The sequence below is a fragment of the Jonesia denitrificans DSM 20603 genome (assembly GCF_000024065.1).
In the GTDB taxonomy this organism is placed as follows: Bacteria; Actinomycetota; Actinomycetes; order Actinomycetales; family Cellulomonadaceae; genus Jonesia; species Jonesia denitrificans.
Genome location: NC_013174.1, coordinates 2,578,950 through 2,602,443, shown reverse-complemented (window position 1 = coordinate 2,602,443; position 23,494 = coordinate 2,578,950). Strand labels below are relative to the sequence as shown.

Annotated in this window: 20 protein-coding genes and 2 rRNA genes; 16 read left to right on the top strand and 6 right to left on the bottom strand. The window is 58.1% G+C overall.

Going from position 1 to position 23,494, the window contains the following annotated elements:
- Positions 1-158: 158 nt before the first annotated feature.
- On the bottom strand, positions 159-953 hold the full coding sequence (locus tag JDEN_RS12180) for an exodeoxyribonuclease III (protein WP_015772671.1): 795 nt from the start codon (positions 951-953) through the stop codon (positions 159-161).
- 48 nt (positions 954-1,001) lie between these two features.
- Here JDEN_RS12180 and JDEN_RS12175 point away from each other — a divergent pair, with 48 nt between their 5' ends.
- Genes JDEN_RS12175 through pyrE form a run of 3 tightly spaced genes read left to right on the top strand, consistent with a single transcriptional unit; the run spans position 1,002 to position 3,042 of the window.
- Positions 1,002-1,628 carry an RBBP9/YdeN family alpha/beta hydrolase gene (locus JDEN_RS12175; RefSeq protein WP_015772670.1) on the top strand — a complete coding sequence of 209 codons (627 nt, stop codon included), beginning with the start codon at positions 1,002-1,004 and terminating at the stop codon, positions 1,626-1,628.
- 9 nt (positions 1,629-1,637) lie between these two features.
- On the top strand, positions 1,638-2,447 hold the full coding sequence (locus JDEN_RS12170; RefSeq protein ID WP_015772669.1) for an SDR family NAD(P)-dependent oxidoreductase: 810 nt from the start codon (positions 1,638-1,640) through the stop codon (positions 2,445-2,447).
- 19 nt (positions 2,448-2,466) lie between these two features.
- Positions 2,467-3,042, top strand: a complete 576-nt coding sequence (pyrE, locus tag JDEN_RS12165) for an orotate phosphoribosyltransferase (RefSeq protein WP_015772668.1) — start codon at positions 2,467-2,469, stop codon at positions 3,040-3,042.
- A 132-nt stretch (positions 3,043-3,174) separates the two neighbouring features.
- On the opposite strand, the gene JDEN_RS12160 is transcribed toward pyrE, so the two are convergent.
- A complete protein-coding gene (locus JDEN_RS12160) occupies positions 3,175-3,948 on the bottom strand; it encodes an HAD-IIA family hydrolase (RefSeq protein WP_015772667.1) in 774 nt (257 codons plus the stop codon).
- Positions 3,949-4,074: 126 nt separating this feature from the next.
- Between JDEN_RS12160 and JDEN_RS12155 the strand changes: the two genes are divergently transcribed.
- The 4 genes from JDEN_RS12155 to fbaA all read left to right on the top strand — a co-directional run bounded on the left by JDEN_RS12155 (position 4,075) and on the right by fbaA (position 6,736).
- The gene (locus JDEN_RS12155; RefSeq protein WP_015772666.1) at positions 4,075-4,839 is read left to right on the top strand and encodes a TrmH family RNA methyltransferase; all 765 of its coding nucleotides are present in this window, start codon (positions 4,075-4,077) and stop codon (positions 4,837-4,839) included.
- A 103-nt stretch (positions 4,840-4,942) separates the two neighbouring features.
- Positions 4,943-5,068, top strand: coding sequence for a hypothetical protein (locus JDEN_RS14220; protein WP_015772665.1), 126 nt, complete (start codon positions 4,943-4,945; stop codon positions 5,066-5,068).
- Positions 5,069-5,112: 44 nt separating this feature from the next.
- On the top strand, positions 5,113-5,574 hold the full coding sequence (locus JDEN_RS12150) for a hypothetical protein (protein WP_015772664.1): 462 nt from the start codon (positions 5,113-5,115) through the stop codon (positions 5,572-5,574).
- A gap of 139 nt (positions 5,575-5,713) precedes the next feature.
- A complete protein-coding gene (fbaA, locus tag JDEN_RS12145) occupies positions 5,714-6,736 on the top strand; it encodes a class II fructose-bisphosphate aldolase (protein WP_015772663.1) in 1,023 nt (340 codons plus the stop codon).
- Positions 6,737-6,842: 106 nt separating this feature from the next.
- On the opposite strand, the gene JDEN_RS12140 is transcribed toward fbaA, so the two are convergent.
- Positions 6,843-7,223, bottom strand: coding sequence for an STAS domain-containing protein (locus tag JDEN_RS12140; RefSeq protein ID WP_015772662.1), 381 nt, complete (start codon positions 7,221-7,223; stop codon positions 6,843-6,845).
- A 160-nt stretch (positions 7,224-7,383) separates the two neighbouring features.
- Between JDEN_RS12140 and JDEN_RS12135 the strand changes: the two genes are divergently transcribed.
- Complete coding sequence (locus tag JDEN_RS12135; protein WP_169304113.1) at positions 7,384-9,597, top strand: ATP-binding SpoIIE family protein phosphatase; 2,214 nt, start codon at positions 7,384-7,386, stop codon at positions 9,595-9,597.
- A gap of 23 nt (positions 9,598-9,620) precedes the next feature.
- On the opposite strand, the gene JDEN_RS12130 is transcribed toward JDEN_RS12135, so the two are convergent.
- Positions 9,621-9,956, bottom strand: coding sequence for an STAS domain-containing protein (locus JDEN_RS12130; RefSeq protein WP_015772660.1), 336 nt, complete (start codon positions 9,954-9,956; stop codon positions 9,621-9,623).
- 242 nt (positions 9,957-10,198) lie between these two features.
- Here JDEN_RS12130 and JDEN_RS12125 point away from each other — a divergent pair, with 242 nt between their 5' ends.
- A complete protein-coding gene (locus JDEN_RS12125) occupies positions 10,199-11,485 on the top strand; it encodes an adenylosuccinate synthase (protein WP_015772659.1) in 1,287 nt (428 codons plus the stop codon).
- Here the strand turns inward: JDEN_RS12125 and JDEN_RS12120 are convergent.
- Both JDEN_RS12120 and JDEN_RS12115 read right to left on the bottom strand, forming a co-directional pair.
- A complete protein-coding gene (locus JDEN_RS12120; protein ID WP_015772658.1) occupies positions 11,460-12,500 on the bottom strand; it encodes a LacI family DNA-binding transcriptional regulator in 1,041 nt (346 codons plus the stop codon). The two genes, JDEN_RS12125 and JDEN_RS12120, sit on opposite strands and share 26 nt — an antisense overlap.
- 87 nt (positions 12,501-12,587) lie before the next feature.
- Positions 12,588-13,553, bottom strand: coding sequence for a fatty acid desaturase family protein (locus JDEN_RS12115; protein WP_015772657.1), 966 nt, complete (start codon positions 13,551-13,553; stop codon positions 12,588-12,590).
- A gap of 334 nt (positions 13,554-13,887) precedes the next feature.
- Between JDEN_RS12115 and purD the strand changes: the two genes are divergently transcribed.
- The 7 genes from purD (at position 13,888) to JDEN_RS12075 (ending at position 23,463) form a co-directional block, all read left to right on the top strand.
- Entirely contained in the window at positions 13,888-15,198 is a 1,311-nt protein-coding gene (purD, locus tag JDEN_RS12110) for a phosphoribosylamine--glycine ligase (RefSeq protein WP_015772656.1), read from the top strand.
- The gene (locus tag JDEN_RS12105; protein WP_015772655.1) at positions 15,195-16,157 is read left to right on the top strand and encodes a phosphoribosylaminoimidazolesuccinocarboxamide synthase; all 963 of its coding nucleotides are present in this window, start codon (positions 15,195-15,197) and stop codon (positions 16,155-16,157) included. The genes purD and JDEN_RS12105 overlap by 4 nt, the downstream gene beginning before the upstream one ends.
- 105 nt (positions 16,158-16,262) lie before the next feature.
- On the top strand, positions 16,263-16,523 hold the full coding sequence (purS, locus tag JDEN_RS12100; protein WP_015772654.1) for a phosphoribosylformylglycinamidine synthase subunit PurS: 261 nt from the start codon (positions 16,263-16,265) through the stop codon (positions 16,521-16,523).
- Positions 16,523-17,239, top strand: a complete 717-nt coding sequence (gene purQ / locus JDEN_RS12095) for a phosphoribosylformylglycinamidine synthase subunit PurQ (protein WP_015772653.1) — start codon at positions 16,523-16,525, stop codon at positions 17,237-17,239. Before purS ends, purQ begins: the two co-directional genes overlap by 1 nt.
- A 302-nt stretch (positions 17,240-17,541) precedes the next feature.
- Positions 17,542-18,024 (top strand): GNAT family N-acetyltransferase, encoded by a 483-nt coding sequence (locus tag JDEN_RS12090; RefSeq protein ID WP_015772652.1) that lies wholly within the window; start codon positions 17,542-17,544, stop codon positions 18,022-18,024.
- 447 nt (positions 18,025-18,471) lie between these two features.
- Positions 18,472-20,015: ribosomal RNA gene (locus tag JDEN_RS12080) — 16S ribosomal RNA — on the top strand.
- Between the two features lie 342 nt (positions 20,016-20,357).
- Positions 20,358-23,463 (top strand): 23S ribosomal RNA (locus JDEN_RS12075).
- The 16S and 23S rRNA genes sit together here, the layout of an rRNA operon.
- The last annotated feature ends 31 nt before the right edge of the window (positions 23,464-23,494 follow it).

Genomic DNA, 23,494 nt, shown 5'->3' with positions numbered 1-23,494 from the left:
CGGTTGTCGAGACGATTAAAGATTAAACAGTGTTTGCGTGAATGTCACGAGTAGGTCACGACACACTGGGGCCACCTGTTTGTTGTTGGCGTTGTCTGCGCTGTTCACAACCTGTATGAGAGGTTTCCACGTGGAAGGTTTTCACCCGCGGGCCAAGATCACAGTGACTCCGAAATGTCGAGAATAACTGGAACATGATCAGATGCGCCTTTACCTTTGCGCTCATTGCGGTCGATCTCTACTCCAGTCACCCGCTTGGTCAAGGCGGGGGAGCACCAGGCAAAATCAATACGCATCCCTTGGTTCTTAGGAAACCGAAGCTGCTGGTAGTCCCAGTATGTGTAAACATCCTCGGGTACATGGACTCGAGAAACCTCCGTATAGCCAATGTCGCCAAAGGCGGCAAAAGCGGCACGCTCAGGGTCAGTCACGTGGGTTTTCCCCTCAAAGAACTCCCGGTCCCACACGTCGGTGTCACGTGGCGCCACATTCCAGTCACCCACAAGCGCGACCTGTGCTGCCGGGTCATCGGCGGTCCACTGCTGTGCAGAGTTTTTCAACTGGTGAAGCCACTGCAACTTGTAGTGGTAGTGAGGGTGGTCAATCTCGCGCCCATTGGGCACGTACAACGACCACACGCGCACCCCGCCACAGATTGCGCCCACCGCACGTGCTTCAACAACCGGGTCCTCACCAAACCCGGGTTGGCCTGGGAACGCGCGGTGCACATCGTCAAGCCCGACCCGCGAAATCAACGCGACCCCGTTCCACTGGTTCACCCCAACGTGGGCGACCTCATACCCAGCTTCCTCAAACGCCGCCACGGGGAACTGCTCGTCCTTGCATTTTGTTTCCTGCAACGCCAAGACGTCGATGTCATGACGTTCAAGAACCGCCAATGCGCGGTCAGTACGGGCACGGATTGAATTGATATTCCATGAGGCCAGTCGCATGGCAGCAAGCCTATCGTGTTGCGGGCCAGGCGGTAGGATCACTCCATCATGTCTGCGCTCACCATCATTTACGTGCCCGGGTTATTTGACCGTACCCGGTTCCTGCTGTCCGCCCAATGGGCGGCGCTTCGCCTGTGGCGTCCGCTGGGAGCGCGGGTCCGCATGTTCACGGTGGGGTGGGCGGGCGAGATCGCCTGGGAGGAGCGGTTAGCTGCCCTGATCGCGATGATCGATGCGCGCCACGAGCGCGGAGAGACGGTCGCGTTGGTGGGGGCAAGTGCCGGTGCAAGCGCCGTGCTGGGTGCTTTTTCGGCTCGCAGTGACGTGGTCGCGGGGGCAGTGCTCATTTGCGGGAAAATTCACCGACCCCACATCATCCCGGAACCTATTTTTGACGTCAATGACGTATTTGAAGATGCCCTCGACGACATTGCCGAGTTTGTGGCGGAGCTTGACCCGCAGGAACGGGACCGGGTGATGTCGTTGCGCGCTGCGGTTGATGGGGTGGTGTTCCCGTCAGACACGATGATTCCAGGGGCGCACAACGTGCGGATGCGCGTGGTGGGGCATATTCCTGGGATTGCATGGGGACTAGTCCTCCATGGGCACATGATTCTCCGGTTTCTTCGCGGCTGTGCGGCCCGCCGACTCCCCGAGCCCGAGCACACCGACTAGGCTGAAGTCATGGCAACAGCACTGATCACTGGAGCAACAGCAGGCATTGGGTTGGAATTTGCGTGGCAACTGGCTGCGAGTCGCCACAACCTTGTCCTGGTGGCACGCGATGCCCACCGGCTTGATGCGGTCGCCCAGCAACTGAACTCGGTTGCGGGTGTTCATGTTGACGTGCTCCCCGCTGACTTGGGGACACGCGAGGGGATCGACTCGGTTGTGCAGCGGCTCAGTGACCGGGACCGCCCCATTAACCTTCTGGTCAACAACGCTGGGTATGCCATCAACACTCGGTTCCTGGATTCTGAGATTGACGACCAAGCCGAGGCGTTGACGGTCATGGTGGAGGCGGTCATGCGGTTATCGCATGCCGCAGCCAAGGTCATGCGCCAACGGGGACGAGGGCTCATTATCAATGTGTCCTCGGTCGCCGCGCTCACCGCATCAGGCACCTACTCGGCGCATAAAGCGTGGGTGCGGTCCTTCACCGAAGGACTTGCTGTGGAATTGTCAGGAACGGGGGCATCCGCGATGGCGTTGTGCCCTGGGTTTGTGCACACTGAGTTCCACGAACGTGCAGGCATTGACTATTCGGGGTTCCCCGAGGTTGCGTGGCTGTCAGCGGAGGAACTTGTCCGTGAAGCTCTGGCCGATGCGCGCCGTGGTGCGGTCCTTTCAACCCCGTCACTGCGGTACAAGGGAGCATCTGGCTTGTTGCGTATTTTGCCGCGGTTTGTTGTGCGGGCATTGCAAGTGCGTGGCGCAGTGGCCAGCACGGCAGCTGGACGCCGCAATCCGATCACCACGCCAAGCCAGACCTAACGTCGCGTACCCTGGTGGTGTGACTGAGACACTTTCCCCAACACCTCGTGAACAGCTTGCTGCCCTGATTCGTGAACTGGCCGTCGTCCATGGAACGGTCACGTTGTCCTCTGGTGCGACAGCTGACTATTACGTGGATTTGCGTCGGGTGACGTTGCACCACCGCGCCGCCCCCCTCATTGGCCACGTCCTGTTGGACACCCTTGAAGAAGCTGGCTTTGGTCCGGCAGACGTCGACGCTGCGGGTGGGCTGACATTAGGCGCTGACCCCATTGCCACCGCGTTGCTTCACGCTGCTGCGTCACGCGGATTGGATTTGGACGCGTTTGTTGTCCGCAAGGCTGCGAAAGCCCACGGGATGCAGCGTCAGATTGAAGGCCCAGATATTTCAGGTCGCCGAGTTGTTGTTGTGGAAGACACCACAACGACCGGTGGGTCACCCATCGCTGCCATTGAGGCGTGCCGGGCCGCTGGGGCAGACGTTGTTGCTGTCGCAACCATTGTGGACCGCGCAACGGGTGCCAAGGAGAAAATTGAGGCGCTCGGTGTGCCATACCTCTCGCTGTTTGGTCTCACTGACCTCGGACTTGCGTAACCACTCGCAACCAGCTGTGCCGCGCATCGACAGGCACACGCGCCAGCACACACAGACGATTCAGCACCACGGTGGGCGGGACTCGCTTCGGATTCCCGCCCCACCGTGGCGGTCACTGGGGCGCTGCAGGCACTAAATAAGGTCGATCAGGTCCGCGATCGAATCGCGCACCTCGGACGGGCGGAACGGGTAACCGTCAACCTCGTGCGGGGCCGTTGACCCGGTGAGAACCAGGTAGGTTTGCAACCCTGCTTCAATACCAGCGACCACGTCAGTGTCCATCCGGTCACCAATCATGGCCGTGGTTTCTGAATGCGCATCGATACGGTTGAGCGCAGAACGGAACATCATCGGGTTGGGTTTGCCGACAAAGTACGGTTCACGTTTGGTGGCTTTGGTGATCATCGCGGCGGCTGCACCAGTTGCAGGCATCGGCCCTTCTTGGGATGGACCTGTTGGGTCCGGGTTCGTGCAAATGAACCGGGCACCATCAAGAATGAGCCGCACCGCCTTGGTGATCGCCTCAAACGAATAGGTGCGCGTTTCCCCGAGCACCACATAATCAGGGCTCGAATCGGTGAGCGTGTACCCAGCCTCATACAGTGCGGTGGTCAGTCCTGCCTCCCCGATGGCGTAGGCAGACCCGCCAGGCATCTGATCGGCGCAAAACTTTGCTGTCGCCAACGCTGACGTCCAAATATTTGATTCGTCCACCTCAATGCCTGACGCAGACAACCGTGCGCGTAAGTCACGCGGGGTGAAGATCGAGTTGTTCGTGAGGATGAGGAAGGGCCGTTCCTTTTCCCGCAGTCGGGCAATGAATTCAGGGGCGCCGGGGATGGCATGCCCTTCGTGGACGAGGACCCCGTCCATGTCAGTGAGCCAGGATTCGATGGTGCGCGTCATAACGTTCTCCTTGAGTGAGGGCGGGTGCCCAATCGTGGATGTGTCTCTGTCACCATCATCACAGGTAATTGACGCAACATCACCCTACGTCCGCGCGAGCCGGGCAAGTCTGCGAGGAATGAAACAATGGTTCCCATGACTTCTGTTGGTTTAGCCGGTGGCGGTGTTGTTCCCTCACCTGCCGATGCGCGCCCCCAGTCCCAGCCCCACGATCAGGTTGCCGGTGGCGGTGTTGTTCCCTCACCTGCCGATGCGGTGGCCCAAGGGGTGGGTCCGTGGCCGGGCGGACCACAGCAGTGGCCGCGTGATGACAACGGGGACGTGGACCCCAGGTTTGACGTGGAGTTATTAACGCACGGCGATCAGCGCAACGTCATTGACCGGTACCGGTATTGGACGATGGACGCCATCGTTGCGGACCTTGATGAGCACCGGCATCCGTTGCATATTGCCATTGAGAACTGGCACCACGACTTCAATATTGGGTCTGTTGTGCGCACGGCAAATGCGTTTGCGGTCGCTGAGGTTCACATTGTGGGGAAACGTCGGTGGAATCGGCGCGGTGCCATGGTCACTGACCGTTATCAACACATTCGGCACCATGAGGATGCGCAGGCGTTTGCACAGTGGGCTCAAGACAACGGACTGACAGTCATTGGCATCGACAATATTGATGGTTCTGTGCCCATTGAAGGGTTCGCATTTCCCCGCGCGAGTGTGTTGGTGTTTGGGCAGGAAAGCACTGGGTTGACTCAGCCCATGCAAGAGGTGTCGCAGTCGGTTGTGCACATCACGCAGTACGGGTCGACGCGGTCCATGAATGCGGGGGCGGCGGCAGCGATCGCGATGCACGCGTGGGTTGTGCAGCACATCCCCACCCCGGGCCAATAGTTACCTAATCGTGACCATGCGCAGCGTGGAAAACCGGGGGTGTGCCACACAATAAGTGTGCAGGCCACGGGGCCTGTTGTCTGCTACGGCTCAAGGAGAGTCCATGAAAGCACGTCGGGTGATCATCGCCCTTGCGACCGCAGTCCTCATCACAGTCGGTGGGGTGAGCGCGCCGGCGACCGCCGCGCCCTCAAAACTCGCCCTCCCCAAGGTCTGCATTGATGATTAACGACCTTCCAAAGCGACATCGTCAAAGCCAGCAAAAAATCTGGCGTGACCTTGTTCTCCACCAAAGTGTACAAAAACACAACGGTGTACGACCGGTCCTACACCGCGAAGTGGAACACCAAGAAGAAAACCTTCACCGTCACCGCAAGCGCAGTACCCGGGTATGTGAAGCCCGTCCACACGCTGTCCAAGCAAATCCGCACCAACGCGCCCTTCACATCGGTCACCGTGAGTGCAGCCAACGAGAAGCGCATCCGCACGTTCAACAAGAACGCTGACCGCAGCGGTCAGCGTGCCACGGTCTGCGAACCACTCACCTCAAAGAAGGCCGCCTGCGCTTACATGTACCTCGGTAACAACGCCATTGATGTTCTCACCTTCAACATTGCCCCGCGCGGCAAGGGATACATCATCGGAACCGTGTCCTCTGACCGCTACACCCCTGAAGAACTCGGGTTGTCCGGGCAAAGTGATGTCACCGAGCTCCTCGGTGAACTCACCAAATAGCACCAGCTAAACCGGACTGCGGGCACCACCCCCACGCGGGGTGGTGCCCGCAGTCCGAACGTCCTACGCTTGGAAGTGGCTGTTCGTGACAGAATGGTCGCGAACATCGTTTCATTCCCCTCTCTTTTTGGAGTCTTTGATGCCAATCGCAACCCCCGAGGTCTACGCAGAGATGATCGACCGCGCCAAGGCAGGCAAGTTCGCCTACCCAGCGGTCAACATCACGTCTTCCTCAACCATCACCGCTGCACTTCAGGGTTTCGCTGAAGCTGAGTCTGACGGCATCATCCAGGTCTCCGTCGGTGGTGCCGAATTCGCATCCGGGTCAACCATTAAGGACCGCATTGCTGGTTCACTGTCCCTGGCCGCATACGCTGCCGAGGTCGCCAAGAACTACCCCGTGAACATTGCGATCCACACGGACCACTGCACAAAGAAGAACCTGGACTCATGGGTACGCCCCCTCCTCGCGTTGGAAGCGGAGCAGGTCAAGGCGGGCAAGAACCCCACCTTCCAGTCCCACATGTTCGATGGCTCGGACATCCCCCTGGAGGAGAACCTCATCATCGCTGCAGAGCTCCTGGAGCTCTCCCAAGCGGCACGCACGATCCTCGAAATTGAGGTCGGTGTGGTCGGTGGTGAAGAAGACGGCCACGAAGCAGAAATCAACGACAAGCTCTACACCACTGCTGAAGACGGTCTCAAGACCATCGATGCACTGGGTGCAGGCGAAAAGGGTCGCTACCTGACAGCTCTCACCTTCGGTAACGTGCACGGTGTGTACAAGCCAGGTGCCGTCAAGCTGCGCCCCTCACTCCTTGCTGACATTCAGCGTGAAGTGGGTGCCAAGATTGGCAAGGAAAACCCCTTCGACCTCGTGTTCCACGGTGGTTCTGGTTCGACTGCTGCAGAAATTGCAGAAGCAGTCGACAACGGTGTCATCAAGATGAACATCGACACTGACACCCAGTACGCGTACTCACGTCCCGTGGCAGACCACTTCTTCAAGAACTACGATGGTGTGCTCAAGGTTGACGGTGAGGTCGGTAACAAGAAGGCCTACGACCCGCGCGCATGGTACAAGCTCGCCGAAGGCGGCATGGCTGCTCGTATCATCGAGGCAGCACAGCAACTGCGTTCCGCTGGGAACAAAATGAAGTGACCATCAGTCACTGACCACCACAATGGCCGGTCACCCTTCGGGGTGGCCGGCCATTGTGGTGTTGTGCGCGATCGTGCCGCAGTGGCGCGATCGCAGGAGAGGATTACTACTCGGCGTGTGTTGGGACAGCAGAGTCAAGGTACTTGGTGAGGTGACCTGATTCCAACCGGATCACATCGATGAGCTGGGTGACCTCAAGGATAAAAAGCATGGTGGGTGGTGCATTGAGGAGTGTCACTCGTCCGGGGTGGTTGTGTGCAATTTGACCGAGTACCGCGATCCCTGATGAGTCAATGAACTCCACACCTTCTGCGTCAACGACAATGTCGTCAGTGTGGGGGTGGAGCATTTCGGCGACACGTGCAAAACATGACTGGATGTCAATATCGATTTCGCCGCGTAGCACGATGACGGCCTGACGGCCGTGCATGTGGTAAGACACCTCGTCGCATGAGCTGAGCGAGTTGAGCTTGTGTGTCTGTGTCACGTCATCCCCCTACGTCACCGTGAGCGGTCCGGCCAGGTGCCGGTGTCAGTTATCCTACGTGCTGTTCCCCGTCCAACGGGAGGGTTTGTCTCTACCGAATGCCGCATCCTTGCAGATCAGGCAAAATGGTTCCATGGGTGTGCCGCCACAAGATCGAACAATGAACGTTCACATTTCTGGCGAGTTGGCGCCTGAAATTGAGGACTCCCCGGTCCCGTATGTCCTGCTCAAGGGCGAGTTTTCACCTCCTGTTGTGGAGGCATCAAACCGCGCCTTTCGTGAGTTGTTAGGGGTGGACTCCACCCCATCTGGTCAAACGTTCAACGACCTGAAAATCACCCTCCGTCGGCAAGACAAACGCACGGGGAACATTGAAACTTGGGGCCCACAAGCGTCACGTCGTGGATCGGGTGGGGGCAGCGCTGTGAGTACACGTCACATCCCGTCACCCGCAGAGGCACTCTGGCGGCACGGTGAAGAGGTGCGCTCTCACCAAGTGTTGCGAGGTGAGGTGTGGACCGCGGACCTGGTCCACTCGGAGGGGTCCTGGGGCATCGTTCAAGCAGTTATCGCCCCGTTGGCCACTTCGCCAGGTGCCTCGCAGCGCTGGGTTGTCCAGTTTCTCCCGCTGACGGGGTTTGATGAAGCATTCGGGTACGCGGCTCCCGCCGCAGAACGAGCACTGGACGCGTTATCCCAGATTTCGGAATTGCTCTCCGCAGAAAGCCAAACTTCTCCGCTCGCGGAGATCTCTCGCATTCTTGAAGCAACGTTCCCAGTTGATTGGGTGGGGTTTTTCCTCGAGGGCAAGGGGCTGGAGTATTCCGAGACGATCCGTCCACCTGCGCGCCCACGCCACCGAGGTGACTACCGCAGTCGAGACGTGGATGGGAGCGGGGCGGTAGACCCCGTTCTCCAGGTGCTTGTTGGAAAACGGATTGACCCAGTGTTGTTGCCGTGCGGGTTTGACGCTGAGGAATCGACGCGAACCCGGGCGTTCATGGACCATTTAGATGATGTGTGGGACGTCCACGGGTTCACCCCACGTGGACCACTCATCATACAGGCGATCCTGGGACGGTCAGGGGTCCTTGGGGCGATTGTGATGGCGTGCCCAGAAACCAATGAACTGGGGGAACCCTTTGAGGTCCCTGATTTGGGTACGGAAAGCCTCAAAGTGTTGTCCGCCGTGTCACGACGCATTGGGACTACGTTGGACAATGCACGGTTGTACAAACACGAGCATGAGCTCGCTGAGGCGTTGCAACAGTCCATGTTGCCGACCCAAGTGGATGTGGCCGGGTTAGATGTATGGACCTATTACGCACCGTCGAATGAGCACGCCCGGGTGGGTGGTGACTGGTACGACATTTTGTATGTTGACGAGCAGACGGTGGGTGTTGTGGTTGGCGATGTTGTCGGCCATGACCTGGAGGCTGCCGCCGCGATGGGTCAGCTTCGCTCGATCACACGGTCGTACGCCTTTGACCGGGTGAGCGCGTCGAAGGTGATTGAACGCGTGGACCGGTTGGTGGATGGGCTGGACATTCCTCGCCAGGCGTCCATGGTGTATGGCCGGTTGCGTGAGAGTAAGTCACGAGGAACCTGGCAGTTGGAGTATGCACGCGCTGGTCACCTTCCTCCCATTTTGGTGCGGGATGGGGAAGCGATTTTGTTAGACGATGCGGGCGGCGGGTTGATCGGTTTTCTGCCGCGTCCGCGTTCCTCGGCGACGATCCGGTTGCGTCCAGGTGATGTGGTGTTGTTTTACACCGATGGGCTTATTGAGCGTCGAGACCGGTCCATGCAGGCGGGGGTTAAGGAACTGCAGGAGTTCGCGCAAACCGTTCCGCAGTGTGCTGCGGATCAGTGGGGTGAGTTGTTGTTGCGTGCGCTTGCGGACGCTCCTGAAGATGATGTGGCTCTTGTGGTGGTGCGCATACCGGTACGTGATGAGTTGTCGGTTCAGGGAATGGATTTGGCGCGGTCCTATCGGGCGACGTTTCCTGGGGATCCCAGTTCAGTGGCCCGAGCCCGACATGTGATTATGCGATTATGTGACGAGTGGGATAAACCACACACAACGTTTGCGGAGTTGGTCATGTCTGAACTCGCCGCCAACGCGGTGTTGCACGGGTATGGTCAGTTTGCGTTACGAGTGTATGACCTCGGTGAAGACCTGCGCATCGAGGTAGAGGACCAAAACCCGATTGGTCCGATCCGGATGGATGGTCACGGTGACCGCTACGGCGGGTATGGAGTAAAGATTGTGGACCGGCTGGCGAACTGGGGGTGGAGCCCTAAAGGAGCCGGAAAGGTTGTGTGGGCTCACGTTCCGGTGACGCAGGAGCGTGGCGCCCCAGAAGTTCGATGAGTCCCGGCAGCCCACCGTAACGGTTAAGCCGGCGACGCCGTGTGGTGGCAGTAGTGTTCGGTGTCGAACCGAAAAAGATGCGTCGCCCCGCAAATATCAAGAACGAACCGGTGCGCATCGGAACTTCCACGAAGAACAGTCAACCACCCGCGACGTTGCCCAGTTTCCGCTAACGAAATGAGGAAAGCCGCACCCGTGGAGTCCATGAAACGCACATCACACATATCAATGGTGAGCAAGGACCGTCGCAACGACGTGAGGCGCGCAGCGACTTCGAGGAACTGATCCCGGGACGCCAAATCGAGATCGCCAGAGATGACGACGGTCGTGGCCATGGGGGTTGTGGCGATCTCGAACATGGCTAGATCATAGGCCCGGGTGAAGAGGTGCGCATCCGGAAATTATCCACGTGGTAACCAACGTCATGGGCCCCGGTCACCATGAGTTGTCCCTCCACATGTCCATATGGGCCATGTGACAGTGGAAACAAGGCAAAAGATCGGTAAACTTCTCTGGGAGACCGGGACACTGCCGCTCGCCTCCCCCGACACCGCTTGCACGCGGCACACCCAGACACCCGGCAGTTGAAAGTGGGGATTCCATGCCAGCCGTAGTAGTCGTCGGAGCCCAATGGGGAGACGAAGGCAAAGGCAAGGCCACCGACCAACTCGGTGCACAGGTCGACTATGTGGTGAAGTTCAACGGAGGGAACAACGCCGGTCACACTGTCGTGATCAACGGTGACAAGTACGCACTTCACCTCCTGCCCTCCGGGATCTTGTCACCAGGAGTCACACCCGTCATTGGGAACGGTGTCGTCATTGACATTGAAGTTCTCTACCAAGAACTGGACGCATTAGAAGCACGCGGTGTGGACACCTCCACACTCCTGATCTCCGGGTCCGCACACGTCATCCCGTCCTACAACCGCACCATGGACAAGGTCACCGAACGGTTCCTTGGTAAGCGGCGCATCGGCACGACCGGGCGCGGAATTGGACCCAGCTACTCCGACAAAATCAACCGTGTCGGTATCCGCGTGTGGGACCTGTTTGACGAAAAAATCCTGCGCGCCAAAGTTGAAGGTGCCCTGCAGCAAAAAAACCAACTCTTGGTCAAGGTGTACAACCGCCGTGAGGTCCTCATCGATGAGATCGTTGAGGAGTTGCTTGCGCTCGCAGAACGCTTACGCCCCATGGTGTGTGACACGAGTTTGGAGCTGAACAACGCCCTTGATGAGGGGAAAACTGTCCTGTTTGAGGGTGGTCAGGCCACCATGCTGGACATTGATCACGGCACTTACCCGTTTGTGACGTCATCAAACGCAACAGCTGGTGGTGTGTGCACCGGGTCAGGCGTTGGCCCCACCCGTATTGACCGAGTGATCGGTGTTATTAAGGCGTACACCACTCGTGTTGGTGAGGGACCATTCCCTACGGAACTGTTTGACGACATGGGTGAGTACCTGCAAAAGAAAGGTGGCGAGTTTGGTGTCACCACTGGCCGTGCCCGCCGGTGTGGCTGGTATGACGCGGTCATTGCACGCTACGCGTCACGTGTGAATGGGTTGACTGACCTGGTGTTGACCAAACTGGATGTCCTGACCGGTATCGAGAAAATCCCGGTGTGTGTGGCGTATGACGTGGACGGTGTCCGCTACGACGAGATGCCCACAGACCAGTCAGCGTTCCACCACGCAACCCCCATCCTGGAGTACTTTGACGGGTGGACTGAAGACATCTACGGTGTGCAGTCGTTTGATGACTTGCCCGTCAATGCGCAACAGTATGTGCTTGCGTTGGAAAGCATGTCGGGGTGCCGAATCTCGTCGATTGGTACCGGTCCAGGGCGTGAGCACACCATTATTCGGCATGCCCTGGTGGACTAACCGGGGCGCTGACTGAGTCACGTGTGATCAACGTCAGCTCCCCCACCGGTGGGGGAGCTGGCAGGTTCAGGTCGGGGCGCACAGTGCGCAACACCAGCTGAGCCACGTGTGTGCCGATGTCATAGGCGTGGATGTTGATCGTGGTCAGTGACGGGTAAGTGAAGGGTGACAGGGGGAGATCGTCGACTCCGATGATGGACAGACGCTCCGGGATGGGCACATTCAAACGGTGAAAAGCGGCCAACAAAATGGTCGCGACTTCGTCGTTGAACGCTGAGATCGCTGTGACTGGTGGGTCCAGGGCAAGAATTTCGCGGGCAGCTTCCATCCCCCCGTCGAGGTTGTACGGTGTGTGGATCACAGGTGGGCGGGGTAGTCCCCGGGTTACGCATTCGTCCCGGACTCCGGTGAGTCGCCACGTGTCGTAGTCTTCCACGTCACGAATGTCTGGGGCGGCGTAGGCGATCCTTGTGTGCCCCTGCTCGTGAAGGTGAGCCACGTGAGTTCGTCCTATCGCGGTCTGCGCCAATATGACGGTGTCCCCGGCATCCGTGGGGGCGGTGTCGTCAAAAGAGATGGAAAGAACGGGAATGTTCCACTCCTGGATCCGACCGATTTCGTCTTTTGTGAGTGCCGCGAAGTTCGCAACTGCAGCTGGCATCAGCTCGTGGCACAGGTCAAGAGCGCTTTTGCCCGGGCGTTGACGGCGGTAAATGACATTGAGACCATGTGGGTCAAGCGTATGGACAACACCTTCGAGGATTTGCGCAAGGATCTCCCCGATCTGTGCGTCCCGGATGATCACGAGAACAGTGTCGCTTGTGCCGCGGCGCAGCGTGCGGGCAGCCGCAGAGGGCATGTAGTTCAGTTCTTCTGCGGCCAACCGAACACGTTTTTTTGTGTCGTCAGAGATCGTTTGGTTGGGAGTGTCGTTAAGAACATAACTGACAGTACTTTGGGACACCCCGGCGCGTCGTGCAACGTCCTTTGCGGTGACACGTCTCTGTGTGTTCACGCTTGCCCTCCTATGGCAGGGCGTGACCTGGAGTCACGCTCCCATCATCGTAATCGGCGGCGTGCTTTTGTCTATAGGCTGAAGTTCTCAGCTTGGACGGAACTGGGTGACCATCGGGCAGTCAAAAGGATCACGCCCTGACAGACCTACCCGGTTCAGGTAGCTGATGACTTGACTGTAGGACTGGCGGACACTTGCCACCGTGTAGGGGACGTTGAGGTCAGCACAGTACTGTTGCACAATTTTTGCTGCCGCAGGCAGGTGCATGCGGGGCATGTTCGGGAACAGATGGTGTTCCACCTGGTAGTTAAGGCCACCGTAGGCCATGGTGAGCCACAGGTTTGCCAGTGGGGTACGGCCCAGGATGTTGCGTGAAGTGAGGACCTGGCGGGAGAAGAAGTCCACTGTGGTCACCCGGTCGATGAGGGGCATGCCTTTGTGGTTGGGGGCAAAGGACCCGCCCATGTACACACCAAAGACCGCAAGTTGCACGCCAAGGAACGCACACCCCATACCAACCGGCAGGTGGAGGAAGACCAGGGCCACGTAGATGCTGAGTCGAGCAAGGACAGTCACAAGTTCTGTTGTCCGGTTCTTCACTGACGGGGCGGTGACCAGGTAGCGCAGCGAATGCCAGTGGAGGTTAAGGCCCTCCAGCGTCAGGAGAGGGAAGAACAAGTAACCTTGACGCCGGGTCAACCAGCCACTGAAACCACGTTGGGCGGATGCATCGTCAGGTGTGAAGGAAATGGTGTCCCGCTCAATGTCGGGGTCTTTGCCTACCGTGTTGGGGTTGGCGTGGTGGCGGGTGTGCTTGTTCATCCACCACTGGTAGCTGATACCCACCACGGCGTTGGCGAGGATACGTCCCATGGTGTCGTTCGCGGGGCCAGAGGTAAAAACCTGCCGATGCGCAGCTTCATGGGTAATGAACGACACCTGGGTGAGGACGATACCGAGAGCGGCGGCGATAAGGAGCTGGAACCAGCTGTCACCGAGGAAAAAGGAACCAACAGCCAGGCCGACGATACTCAACCCAAGGATGGAGAGCATCGTTAGGTAAAAACCGCGTTGGCGGGTGAGAAGACCAGCGTCTTTGACGGTCTTCAGGACTTGGGAAAAGTGGGCGGAGCCAGCAGTTCCGCGGCGACGGGCAGATGTGGGGCGCGCAGGTGCTGTTGGTGTGAGTGTAATGAGGACTCCAAAGTCAGGGGAGTTGCACCTGAAAGGTCAGGCGGTGACACGGTGTCCTGTCCAACCCTACGGTACCGTAGGTTATCGGGGTAGGGGGGACACCGCACATTCACATTCCGTCTCACTGGGCGAATCGTCACGACGATCCGTGGACAGCCGCCCAGGACGATGCCACGGAGACTAGAATCACGGTGTGAAGATCCTCGTCCTTGGCTCCGGAGCCCGCGAACACGCCATTGTCCACAGCCTCGCTCACGAGCACACCCGTACGGGGCGCAACCCACATGACCTCCACGCCGCCCCCGGAAACCCGGGCATCGGGCAACTGGCAACCCGCCACGATGTGGACGCAAATGACCCCGATGCGGTGACAGCGTTGGCCCGCCAACTCGGGGTAGACCTGGTCATGGTGGGTCCTGAAGCGCCGCTGGTCGCTGGTGTGGCTGACGCGATTCGCGCCGCATCGATCCCCGTGTTCGGACCATCAGCCAAGGCGGCACAACTCGAAGGCTCAAAAGCGTTCGCCAAAGAAGTCATGGCCGCCGCAGGTGTACCCACGGCCCGTCCTTACGTGTGCACAACCATGAACGACGTTACCGATGCGCTCGCAGCGGTCGGTTCAGACCACCCTTATGTCGTCAAGGACGACGGGTTAGCAGCCGGCAAAGGTGTTGTTGTCACCACCGACCGGGATGCCGCACTCGCACACGCTCAGGCGTGTTTGGAAGGGCGGGACGCCGCCCACGCGAAGGTCGTCATCGAGGAGTACCTTGACGGCCCCGAGGTGTCGGTGTTTGTCGTGAGTGACGGAACAACAGTGCGTGCGCTGAGCCCCGCGCAGGACTTTAAGCGGGTGGGCGAGGGAGACACCGGACCCAACACTGGTGGGATGGGTGCGTACACGCCGCTGGACTGGGCGCCTGCGGGCCTAGTCGATGAGGTCATCACCAGCATTGCCCAACCCACCGTCAACGAGATGGCTCGTCGGGGCACCCCATTCGTGGGGATTCTGTATGTGGGCTTGGCGTTGACCAGCACAGGGACGCGCGTTGTTGAATTCAATGTCCGGTTCGGTGACCCTGAGACACAGTCGGTTCTTGCGCGACTTGCAACGCCCTTATCCGAGGTGCTCCTCGCGGGCGCCACAGGCACCCTGGCAAATCTTCCTGAGCTAGCGTGGCACGACGACGTGTCTGTCACGGTTGTTCTTGCGGCCCACAACTACCCAGACACCCCCACCACGGGGGATGCGATCACTGGGATTGACAAGGCAGAACACGTTCCTGGTGTTCATGTGCTCCACGCCGGGACAACGATCAACCAAGCCGGGACTCTTGTGTCCCAGGGAGGGCGCGTGCTGTCCGTGGTTTCACGTGGAACAACCCTCACCCAGGCACGGGAACGTGCCTACGAGGCGATCGCGCACATCAACCTGAACGGGTCCCACTACCGGCGCGACATTGCCGCGCAAGCAGAACGCGGAGAGATCACGGTGGCACCATGAGTGGGCTTGATACAACAGCACAACACCTCCCGGGCTGGCGCCACGTGTACTCGGGGAAGGTGCGTGACCTGTATGAACCTGATACCGATGCGCTCGGTGGGCCACACCCGCTCGGCGACGTTGTCCTTGTCGTCGCCTCCGACCGAGTCAGCGCTTACGATCATGTCCTGTCCCCAGGGATCCCTGGGAAGGGCATCGTCCTGACACAACTCAGCGTGTGGTGGTTTGAGCAACTCGCGGAGATCGTCGGCAACCACCTGGTCAGCCTTGAGGTTTCGGTGACACCAACCGATGGCCTCATCCCCGCTGCCGTAGATGGCCGGGCTATGATCTGTCGTCGCTTGACCATGTTCCCCATTGAATGTGTCGTCCGCGGATACCTCACCGGCTCTGGACTCGTGGAATATCGCGACAACTCCACCGTGTGCGGGGTGCCACTGCCTGCAGGGCTCACTGACGGCTCCCGACTTGAGGTCCCCATTTTCACGCCCGCAGCCAAAGCTGAGGTTGGCGAGCACGACGAAAACATCACCTTTGAGGACACCGCTCAACGCATTGGATGGGCGGCAGCCGAAATCCTTCGTGACCACACCCTTGCCGTGTACACCCACGCGGAAGGCATTGCGCGCGAGCACGGTGTCATTCTTGCTGACACCAAACTAGAGTTCGGAACCGACCCGGTCACCGGAGAAATCCTCCTTGGCGACGAAGTCCTCACCCCCGACTCCTCACGATTTTGGGATGCACTCATGTGGGCACCCGGCGGAGCGCAACCAAGCTTTGACAAACAGTTCATCCGTGACTGGTTGACCTCATCAGAATCCGGGTGGGACCGCAGCAGTGACACCCCACCACCGGCCTTGCCGCAGCACGTCGTGGCAGCAACCCAGGAACGCTACCTTGAGGCGTACACCCGCATCACCGGAAAAAGCCTCACCCTACCCACTGACGCGCAGTAACCCGGTCGATGCGCCCGCCACATAGCGGGCGCATCGTCAGGTGGACGAAAACCCCAGTAGACTAGAGCCGAAATCCGTGCGATTCATCCAACACCAGGAGTGCCCGTGGGACGCGTAGTCGTCGACGTTATGCCCAAGCCCGAAATCCTCGACCCGCAAGGAAAAGCAGTTGCTGGCGCCTTGCCCCGGTTGGGTTTTGATGGCTTTGTCTCCGTCCGTCAAGGAAAACGTTTTGAACTGGAGGTCGACGGTGACGTCACTCCGGAGATCCTCGCTCAAGCCCGCGAGGCTGCTGTCACACTTCTGTCTAACCCCGTCATCGAAGACGTCGTCGCTGTGACTGACGCATCCGGTGAGGGACAGTGATGACTGAGACAATGAGCAACGCGAGGATCGGTGTTATCACCTTCCCCGGAACTCTCGATGACCGTGATGCGGCACGTGCTATCCGCCTTGCTGGCGGTCAGCCGGTGTCGCTATGGCACGCGGATGGTTCGTTGAACGATGTGGATGCCGTGGTGTTGCCCGGTGGGTTCTCCTACGGTGACTATTTGCGCGCAGGTGCTATTAGCCGTTTCGCCCCTGTGATGGAGAAAGTGATTGACGCCGCTCACGGCGGTATGCCGGTCTTGGGGATCTGCAATGGATTCCAGGTTCTCACCGAATCACACCTCCTGCCCGGATCGATGATCAAAAACGATCACCTTCACTTCATTTGCCGCGAACAAACTCTCGCGGTCGAGAACGCTGAGACCGCGTGGACGAACTCCTACAGCCACGGGCAGCGCATTGTCATTCCACTGAAAAACCAGGATGGCCAGTACGTTGCTGACGACCACACCCTTGACATGCTCGAAGCGGAAAACCGCGTGGTGTTCCGCTACGACGGGTGGAACCCGAACGGTTCGCGTCGCAACATTGCCGGAATCAGTAACGAACGCGGCAACGTGGTGGGGTTGATGCCTCACCCCGAGCACGCTGTGGAGAAGGGTTTCGGCCCAGACAATGGAATGAACCACCGTGGTGGGACAGACGGGCTGGGTTTCTTCACGTCCGTGTTAACGGCACTCGTTCACGCATAGCATTGTCGGCACGCTGAGGGGTGTGCCAGGAGCGCTTGTCGGGCGCGCATCTGATAACAGATGCGCGCCCGACGTGTTTTCCCTGATCGTTCTGCGGGTGTTGTGGTGTGACGAGGTTTGCTGGGGCAGTGCGCCCCGTGGGTTTCGTGCCCGTGTGTTGGCGCAATCACAGGTCAACCGCCTAACGTCACAGCTTGAAACTCTCCCGCAGTGGCCGATTGGTTTCGTACGGTGGTGACACACGTCTTTGACCACCGCCGTGGGTGATCCTCACGCACAGTTGACCGACAGATTGGTGCCCCATGATTGTCTGTGTTCCTTGGGACAATGCGGATGCGACTGCGTTGCGTTGGGCGCAACTTCGCGATGTGACCGCTCGCTATCAAGCGCCAATGCCAGCGACGGACCCAGAACCTCACGGCCTTGTTGCCATGGTGGTTGCGTATGTTGACGGGGTACCAGCTGCCTGTGGTGCGTTGGTGGATGTGACGGGGCAGGAACCTGAGTTTGGTGTGGCCCGTACTGCTGAGGTGCGGCGTGTGTATGTTGATCCGCAGTTCCGGGGGCAGGGGCTGGCGCGTCAGGTCATGCAGACTCTCGATGCGCAAGCACAGCAGGCTGGTGTTGCCCAGTTGGTGCTGGCAAGTGGGACGGCGCAGCCGGAGTCTGTGGCGTTGTATGTGTCGGAGGGGTTTGAGCCGATGTCTCCCTATGGCGTGAACAAGCAGTACCCCACGTCGTTGTTCTTTTGGCGTGCGCTCAATGGAGCTGCGTTGTCTGCTTAGCGTTCTGCCCCCTTTTCACTAGGCCGGGTGGCTTTCTCCCTTGAGACACGCCCGGCGTTGTGAGTCAGGCCCGTGACCTGCGACTCTGTGTCTGGCGTCACGTGGTGTGGGTTTGATTTTGGTGGTGGGGGGTGGGTAATGTTTTCTTTTGTCAGCGCGACGGGGTCGCTGCCGGAGGGTTTGTTCTTCTGGTGGGTGGCCGGTGCTGGTTTCCCTGATGATTGTCCTGCTGTTGTGGTGGGGTGGTTGTTGTGGGTTTGTGGTTTGTTATCTCAATAGTGTGTTTTGTAGTTGTTTTGTTTGTTGTCTGGCTGCTTTTTTTGGTGGTTGGATTTTTTTAGTCAATTTTGCGATGGCTGCCTGTTTGGGTGGTTGTTGTGGGGTTGGGATTTTCTTTGTATGGATGAGGGCTGGCTGCCTTGTTTGGTGGTTGGTTTTTGTTTGGTTTTTATGGAGAGTTTGATCCTGGCTCAGGACGAACGCTGGCGGCGTGCTTAACACATGCAAGTCGAACGATGATGACCGGAGCTTGCTTTGGTTGGATTAGTGGCGAACGGGTGAGTAACACGTGAGTAACCTGCCCCCTTCTTCGGGATAACCATTGGAAACGGTGGCTAATACCGGGTATGACATCAGATCGCATGGTTTGGTGTGGAAAGGTTTTTTCTGGTGGGGGATGGGCTCGCGGCCTATCAGCTTGTTGGTGGGGTGATGGCCTACCAAGGCTTTGACGGGTAGCCGGCCTGAGAGGGCGACCGGCCACACTGGGACTGAGACACGGCCCAGACTCCTACGGGAGGCAGCAGTGGGGAATATTGCACAATGGGGGAAACCCTGATGCAGCGACGCCGCGTGGGGGATGAAGGCCTTCGGGTTGTAAACCCCTTTCAGTAAGGAACAAGGCCATGATTGTTGTTGTGGTTGAGGGTACTTGCAGAAGAAGCGCCGGCTAACTACGTGCCAGCAGCCGCGGTAATACGTAGGGCGCAAGCGTTGTCCGGAATTATTGGGCGTAAAGAGCTCGTAGGCGGTTTGTCGCGTCTGTCGTGAAATCCCGATGCTTAACGTCGGGCTTGCGGTGGGTACGGGCAGGCTGGAGTGCGGTAGGGGTGACTGGAATTCCTGGTGTAGCGGTGGAATGCGCAGATATCAGGAGGAACACCGATGGCGAAGGCAGGTCACTGGGCCGTTACTGACGCTGAGGAGCGAAAGCATGGGGAGCGAACAGGATTAGATACCCTGGTAGTCCATGCCGTAAACGTTGGGCACTAGGTGTGGGGATTGTTCCACGATTCCTGTACCGTAGCTAACGCATTAAGTGCCCCGCCTGGGGAGTACGGCCGCAAGGCTAAAACTCAAAGGAATTGACGGGGGCCCGCACAAGCGGCGGAGCATGCGGATTAATTCGATGCAACGCGAAGAACCTTACCAAGGCTTGACATACGCTAGATCGCTCCAGAGATGGGGTTTTCCTTTGGACTGGTGTACAGGTGGTGCATGGTTGTCGTCAGCTCGTGTCGTGAGATGTTGGGTTAAGTCCCGCAACGAGCGCAACCCTTGTTCTATGTTGCCAGCACGTAATGGTGGGGACTCATGGGAGACTGCCGGGGTCAACTCGGAGGAAGGTGGGGACGACGTCAAATCATCATGCCCCTTATGTCTTGGGCTTCACGCATGCTACAATGGCCGGTACAATGGGTTGCGATACTGTGAGGTGGAGCGAATCCCTAAAAGCCGGTCTCAGTTCGGATTGGGGTCTGCAACTCGACCCCATGAAGTCGGAGTCGCTAGTAATCGCAGATCAGCAACGCTGCGGTGAATACGTTCCCGGGCCTTGTACACACCGCCCGTCAAGTCACGAAAGTTGGTAACACCCGAAGCCGGCGGCCTAACCCCTTTTGGGGAGGGAGTTGTCGAAGGTGGGACTGGCGATTGGGACTAAGTCGTAACAAGGTAGCCGTACCGGAAGGTGCGGCTGGATCACCTCCTTTCTAAGGAGTAACACGTTCCCCTTTTTTTGTGTGATGGGTTCCCTTTGTTGTGAAGGGGGCTGGGCACGGGGGTTTGTGGTTGTGGAAAGCAAACATTTTTGTGATGGCTATGAGACACACTGTTGGGTTATCGGGTCGCAAACCTGGTTGTTCCCTGCTTTGCCTGGCTTCATGTCATGTTGTTTGATGTGATTGTGGTGAGGTGGGGGTTGGTTTGTGGTTGGTTGTCTGCCTTGTGTGGTTGCGCTTTGTGGTGTGGCTGTGTGGGGTGGGTTTGTTGGTTGTGAACTGGATAGTGGACGTGATGATGCATCTTTGTGTGTCTGTAATGTTTTTTTGTTGTTGTTAGTGTTTTAGAGCACATGGTGGATGCCTTGGCATCAGGAGCCGATGAAGGACGTGGTAGCCTGCGTTAAGCCTCGGGGAGTTGGCAAACAAGCTGTGATCCGAGGGTGTCCGAATGGGGAAACCTACCTGGAGTTATGTTCAGGTGCCGTCGTTTGAATGTATAGGACGATGGGTGGGAACGTCGGGAAGTGAAACATCTTAGTACCGACAGGAAGAGATATTCCGTGAGTATTGGCGAGAGAAAGCGGATGAGGCTAAACCGTGCGTGTGTGATACCCGGCAGGGGTTGCGCGTATCGGGGTTGTGGGACCTTTCGTTTCTAGTCTGCCGGCTAGTTGCAAAGTGAGAAAGTCATTGTGTAGGTGAAGCTGGTGGGAAACAGCGGCGTAGAGGGTGAGACCCCCGTAACTGAAACATGGTGGCCTTTGTGTGAAGTGTTCCCAAGTAGCACGGGGCTCGAGGAATCTCGTGTGAATCTGGCAAGACCACTTGCTAAGCCTAAATACTCCCTGATGACCGATAGCGGATAGTACCGTGAGGGAATGGTGAAAAGTAGCCCGGGAGGGCAGTGAAATAGTACCTGAAACCATGTGCTTACAATCCGTCGGAGCCTCCTTGGTTGGGGTGACGGCGTGCCTTTTGAAGAATGAGCCTGCGAGTTAGTGCTCAGTGGCGAGGTTAACCTGTTGGAGGGTAGCCGTAGCGAAAGCGAGTCTGAATAGGGCGTTTTTAGTCGCTGGGTCTAGACCCGAAGCGAAGTGATCTACCCATGGGCAGGTTGAAGCGCGGGTAAGACCGTGTGGAGGACCGAACCCACCTAGGTTGAAAACTGGGGGGATGACCTGTGGGTAGGGGTGAAAGGCCAATCAAACTTCGTGATAGCTGGTTCTCCCCGAAATGCATTTAGGTGCAGCCTTACGTGTTGCTTGCCGGAGGTAGAGCTACTGGATAGCCGATGGGCCCCACCGGGTTACTGACGTTAGCCAAACTCCGAATGCCGGTAAGTGTAAGCGTAGGAGTGAGACTGCGGGGGATAAGCTTCGTAGTCGAGAGGGAAACAGCCCAGACCACCAGCTAAGGCCCCTAAGCGTGTGCTAAGTGGGAAAGGATGTGTGATTGCCCAGACAACCAGGAGGTTGGCTTAGAAGCAGCCACCCTTGAAAGAGTGCGTAATAGCTCACTGGTCAAGTGATCGCGCGCCGACAATGTAGCGGGGCTCAAGTACACCGCCGAAGCTGTGGCATGACATCCCTTTGTGGGTGTTGTGGGTAGGGGAGCGTCGTGTAGATGGTGAAGCTGCCGGGTGACCGAGTGGTGGAGACTACACGAGTGAGAATGCAGGCATGAGTAGCGAAAGGCGGGTGAGAAACCCGTCCGCCGAATGATCAAGGGTTCCAGGGTCAAGCTTATCTGCCCTGGGTTAGTCGGGACCTAAGGCGAGGCCGACAGGCGTAGTCGATGGATAACGGGTTGATATTCCCGTACCGGCGAAGCACCGCCCAACACAAAACCATAATGATCGTTGCACCACGGGCATTGATGCTGTGGGATTCCCCTTGTGGGGGTTCTATGGTGTTGGTGCGTTGTGCTGGGACGTGAGTGTGGTGGCGTGAGCGTATTAACAGGGGTGACGCAGGAAGGTAGCCAAACCGTCGCGATGGTTGACGACGGCCAAGACTGTAGCACGGGTATTAGGTAAATCCGGTACCCATGAAGGTGTGAGAGTTGATGGGGTTAAGTTGGTGATCCTCTGCTGCCTAGAAAAACCTCGACGCGAGGTGTTAGCCGCCCGTACCCGAAACCGACACAGGTGATCAGGTAGAGAATACTAAGGCGACGAGAGAATCATGGTTAAGGAACTCGGCAAAATGCCCCCGTAACTTCGGGAGAAGGGGGGCCTGCCCCGTTGCCAGCCCGTGCGGTTGGTGTAAGCGGGTGTAGGCCGCAGAGACCAGAGAGAAGCGACTGTTTACTAAAAACACAGGTCCGTGCGAAGACGTAAGTCGATGTATACGGACTGACGCCTGCCCGGTGCTGGAAGGTTAAGAGGATCGGTTAACCACCTTTGGTGGTGACGCTGAGAATTTAAGCCCCAGTAAACGGCGGTGGTAACTATAACCATCCTAAGGTAGCGAAATTCCTTGTCGGGTAAGTTCCGACCTGCACGAATGGCGTAACGACTTCTCTGCTGTCTCAACCATGAACTCGGCGAAATTGCATTACGAGTAAAGATGCTCGTTACGCGCAGCAGGACGGAAAGACCCCGGGACCTTTACTATAGCTTGGTATTGGTGTTCGCTTCAGTTTGTGTAGGATAGGTGGGAGACTAGGAAACCCGCGCGCCAGCGTGGGTGGAGTCAACGTTGAAATACCACTCTGATTGAATCGGATACCTTAACCTCGGACCCTGATCGGGTCCAGGGACAGTGCCTGGTGGGTAGTTTAACTGGGGCGGTTGCCTCCTAAAGAGTAACGGAGGCGCTCAAAGGTTCCCTCAACCTGGTTGGCAATCAGGTGGCGAGTGTAAGTGCACAAGGGAGCTTGACTGCGAGACTGACAGGTCAAGCAGGGACGAAAGTCGGAACTAGTGATCCGGCCATGGCTTGTGGAAGCGTGGTCGCTCAACGGATAAAAGGTACCCCGGGGATAACAGGCTGATCTTGCCCAAGAGTCCATATCGACGGCATGGTTTGGCACCTCGATGTCGGCTCGTCGCATCCTGGGGCTGGAGTAGGTCCCAAGGGTTGGGCTGTTCGCCCATTAAAGCGGTACGCGAGCTGGGTTTAGAACGTCGTGAGACAGTTCGGTCCCTATCCGCTGCGCGCGCAGGAAACGTGAGAAGACCTGTCCCTAGTACGAGAGGACCGGGACGGACGAACCTCTGGTGTGCCAGTTGTACCGCCAGGTGCACGGCTGGTTAGCTACGTTCGGAAGGGATAACCGCTGAAAGCATCTAAGCGGGAAGCCTGCTTCAAGATAACGTTTCCAACAACCACTTGGTTGTGAAGGCACCCACCAGACCAGTGGGTTGATAGGCCGGACGTGGACACGCAGTAATGCGCGGAGCTGACCGGTACTAATACGCCAACCACTAACACACCACACAAACACACCTGCACACCACGTCCACT

Coding starts and splice junctions, on each gene's coding strand:
- JDEN_RS12180 (WP_015772671.1), bottom strand. CDS start 953: ATGCGACTGGCCTCATGGAATATCAATTCAATCCGTGCCCGTACTGAC.
- JDEN_RS12175 (WP_015772670.1), top strand. CDS start 1,002: ATGTCTGCGCTCACCATCATTTACGTGCCCGGGTTATTTGACCGTACC.
- JDEN_RS12170 (WP_015772669.1), top strand. CDS start 1,638: ATGGCAACAGCACTGATCACTGGAGCAACAGCAGGCATTGGGTTGGAA.
- JDEN_RS12160 (WP_015772667.1), bottom strand. CDS start 3,948: ATGACGCGCACCATCGAATCCTGGCTCACTGACATGGACGGGGTCCTC.
- JDEN_RS12155 (WP_015772666.1), top strand. CDS start 4,075: ATGGTTCCCATGACTTCTGTTGGTTTAGCCGGTGGCGGTGTTGTTCCC.
- JDEN_RS14220 (WP_015772665.1), top strand. CDS start 4,943: ATGAAAGCACGTCGGGTGATCATCGCCCTTGCGACCGCAGTCCTCATC.
- fbaA (WP_015772663.1), top strand. CDS start 5,714: ATGCCAATCGCAACCCCCGAGGTCTACGCAGAGATGATCGACCGCGCC.
- JDEN_RS12135 (WP_169304113.1), top strand. CDS start 7,384: ATGAACGTTCACATTTCTGGCGAGTTGGCGCCTGAAATTGAGGACTCC.
- JDEN_RS12130 (WP_015772660.1), bottom strand. CDS start 9,956: ATGTTCGAGATCGCCACAACCCCCATGGCCACGACCGTCGTCATCTCT.
- JDEN_RS12125 (WP_015772659.1), top strand. CDS start 10,199: ATGCCAGCCGTAGTAGTCGTCGGAGCCCAATGGGGAGACGAAGGCAAA.
- JDEN_RS12115 (WP_015772657.1), bottom strand. CDS start 13,553: ATGCTCTCCATCCTTGGGTTGAGTATCGTCGGCCTGGCTGTTGGTTCC.
- JDEN_RS12105 (WP_015772655.1), top strand. CDS start 15,195: ATGAGTGGGCTTGATACAACAGCACAACACCTCCCGGGCTGGCGCCAC.
- purQ (WP_015772653.1), top strand. CDS start 16,523: ATGACTGAGACAATGAGCAACGCGAGGATCGGTGTTATCACCTTCCCC.
- JDEN_RS12090 (WP_015772652.1), top strand. CDS start 17,542: ATGATTGTCTGTGTTCCTTGGGACAATGCGGATGCGACTGCGTTGCGT.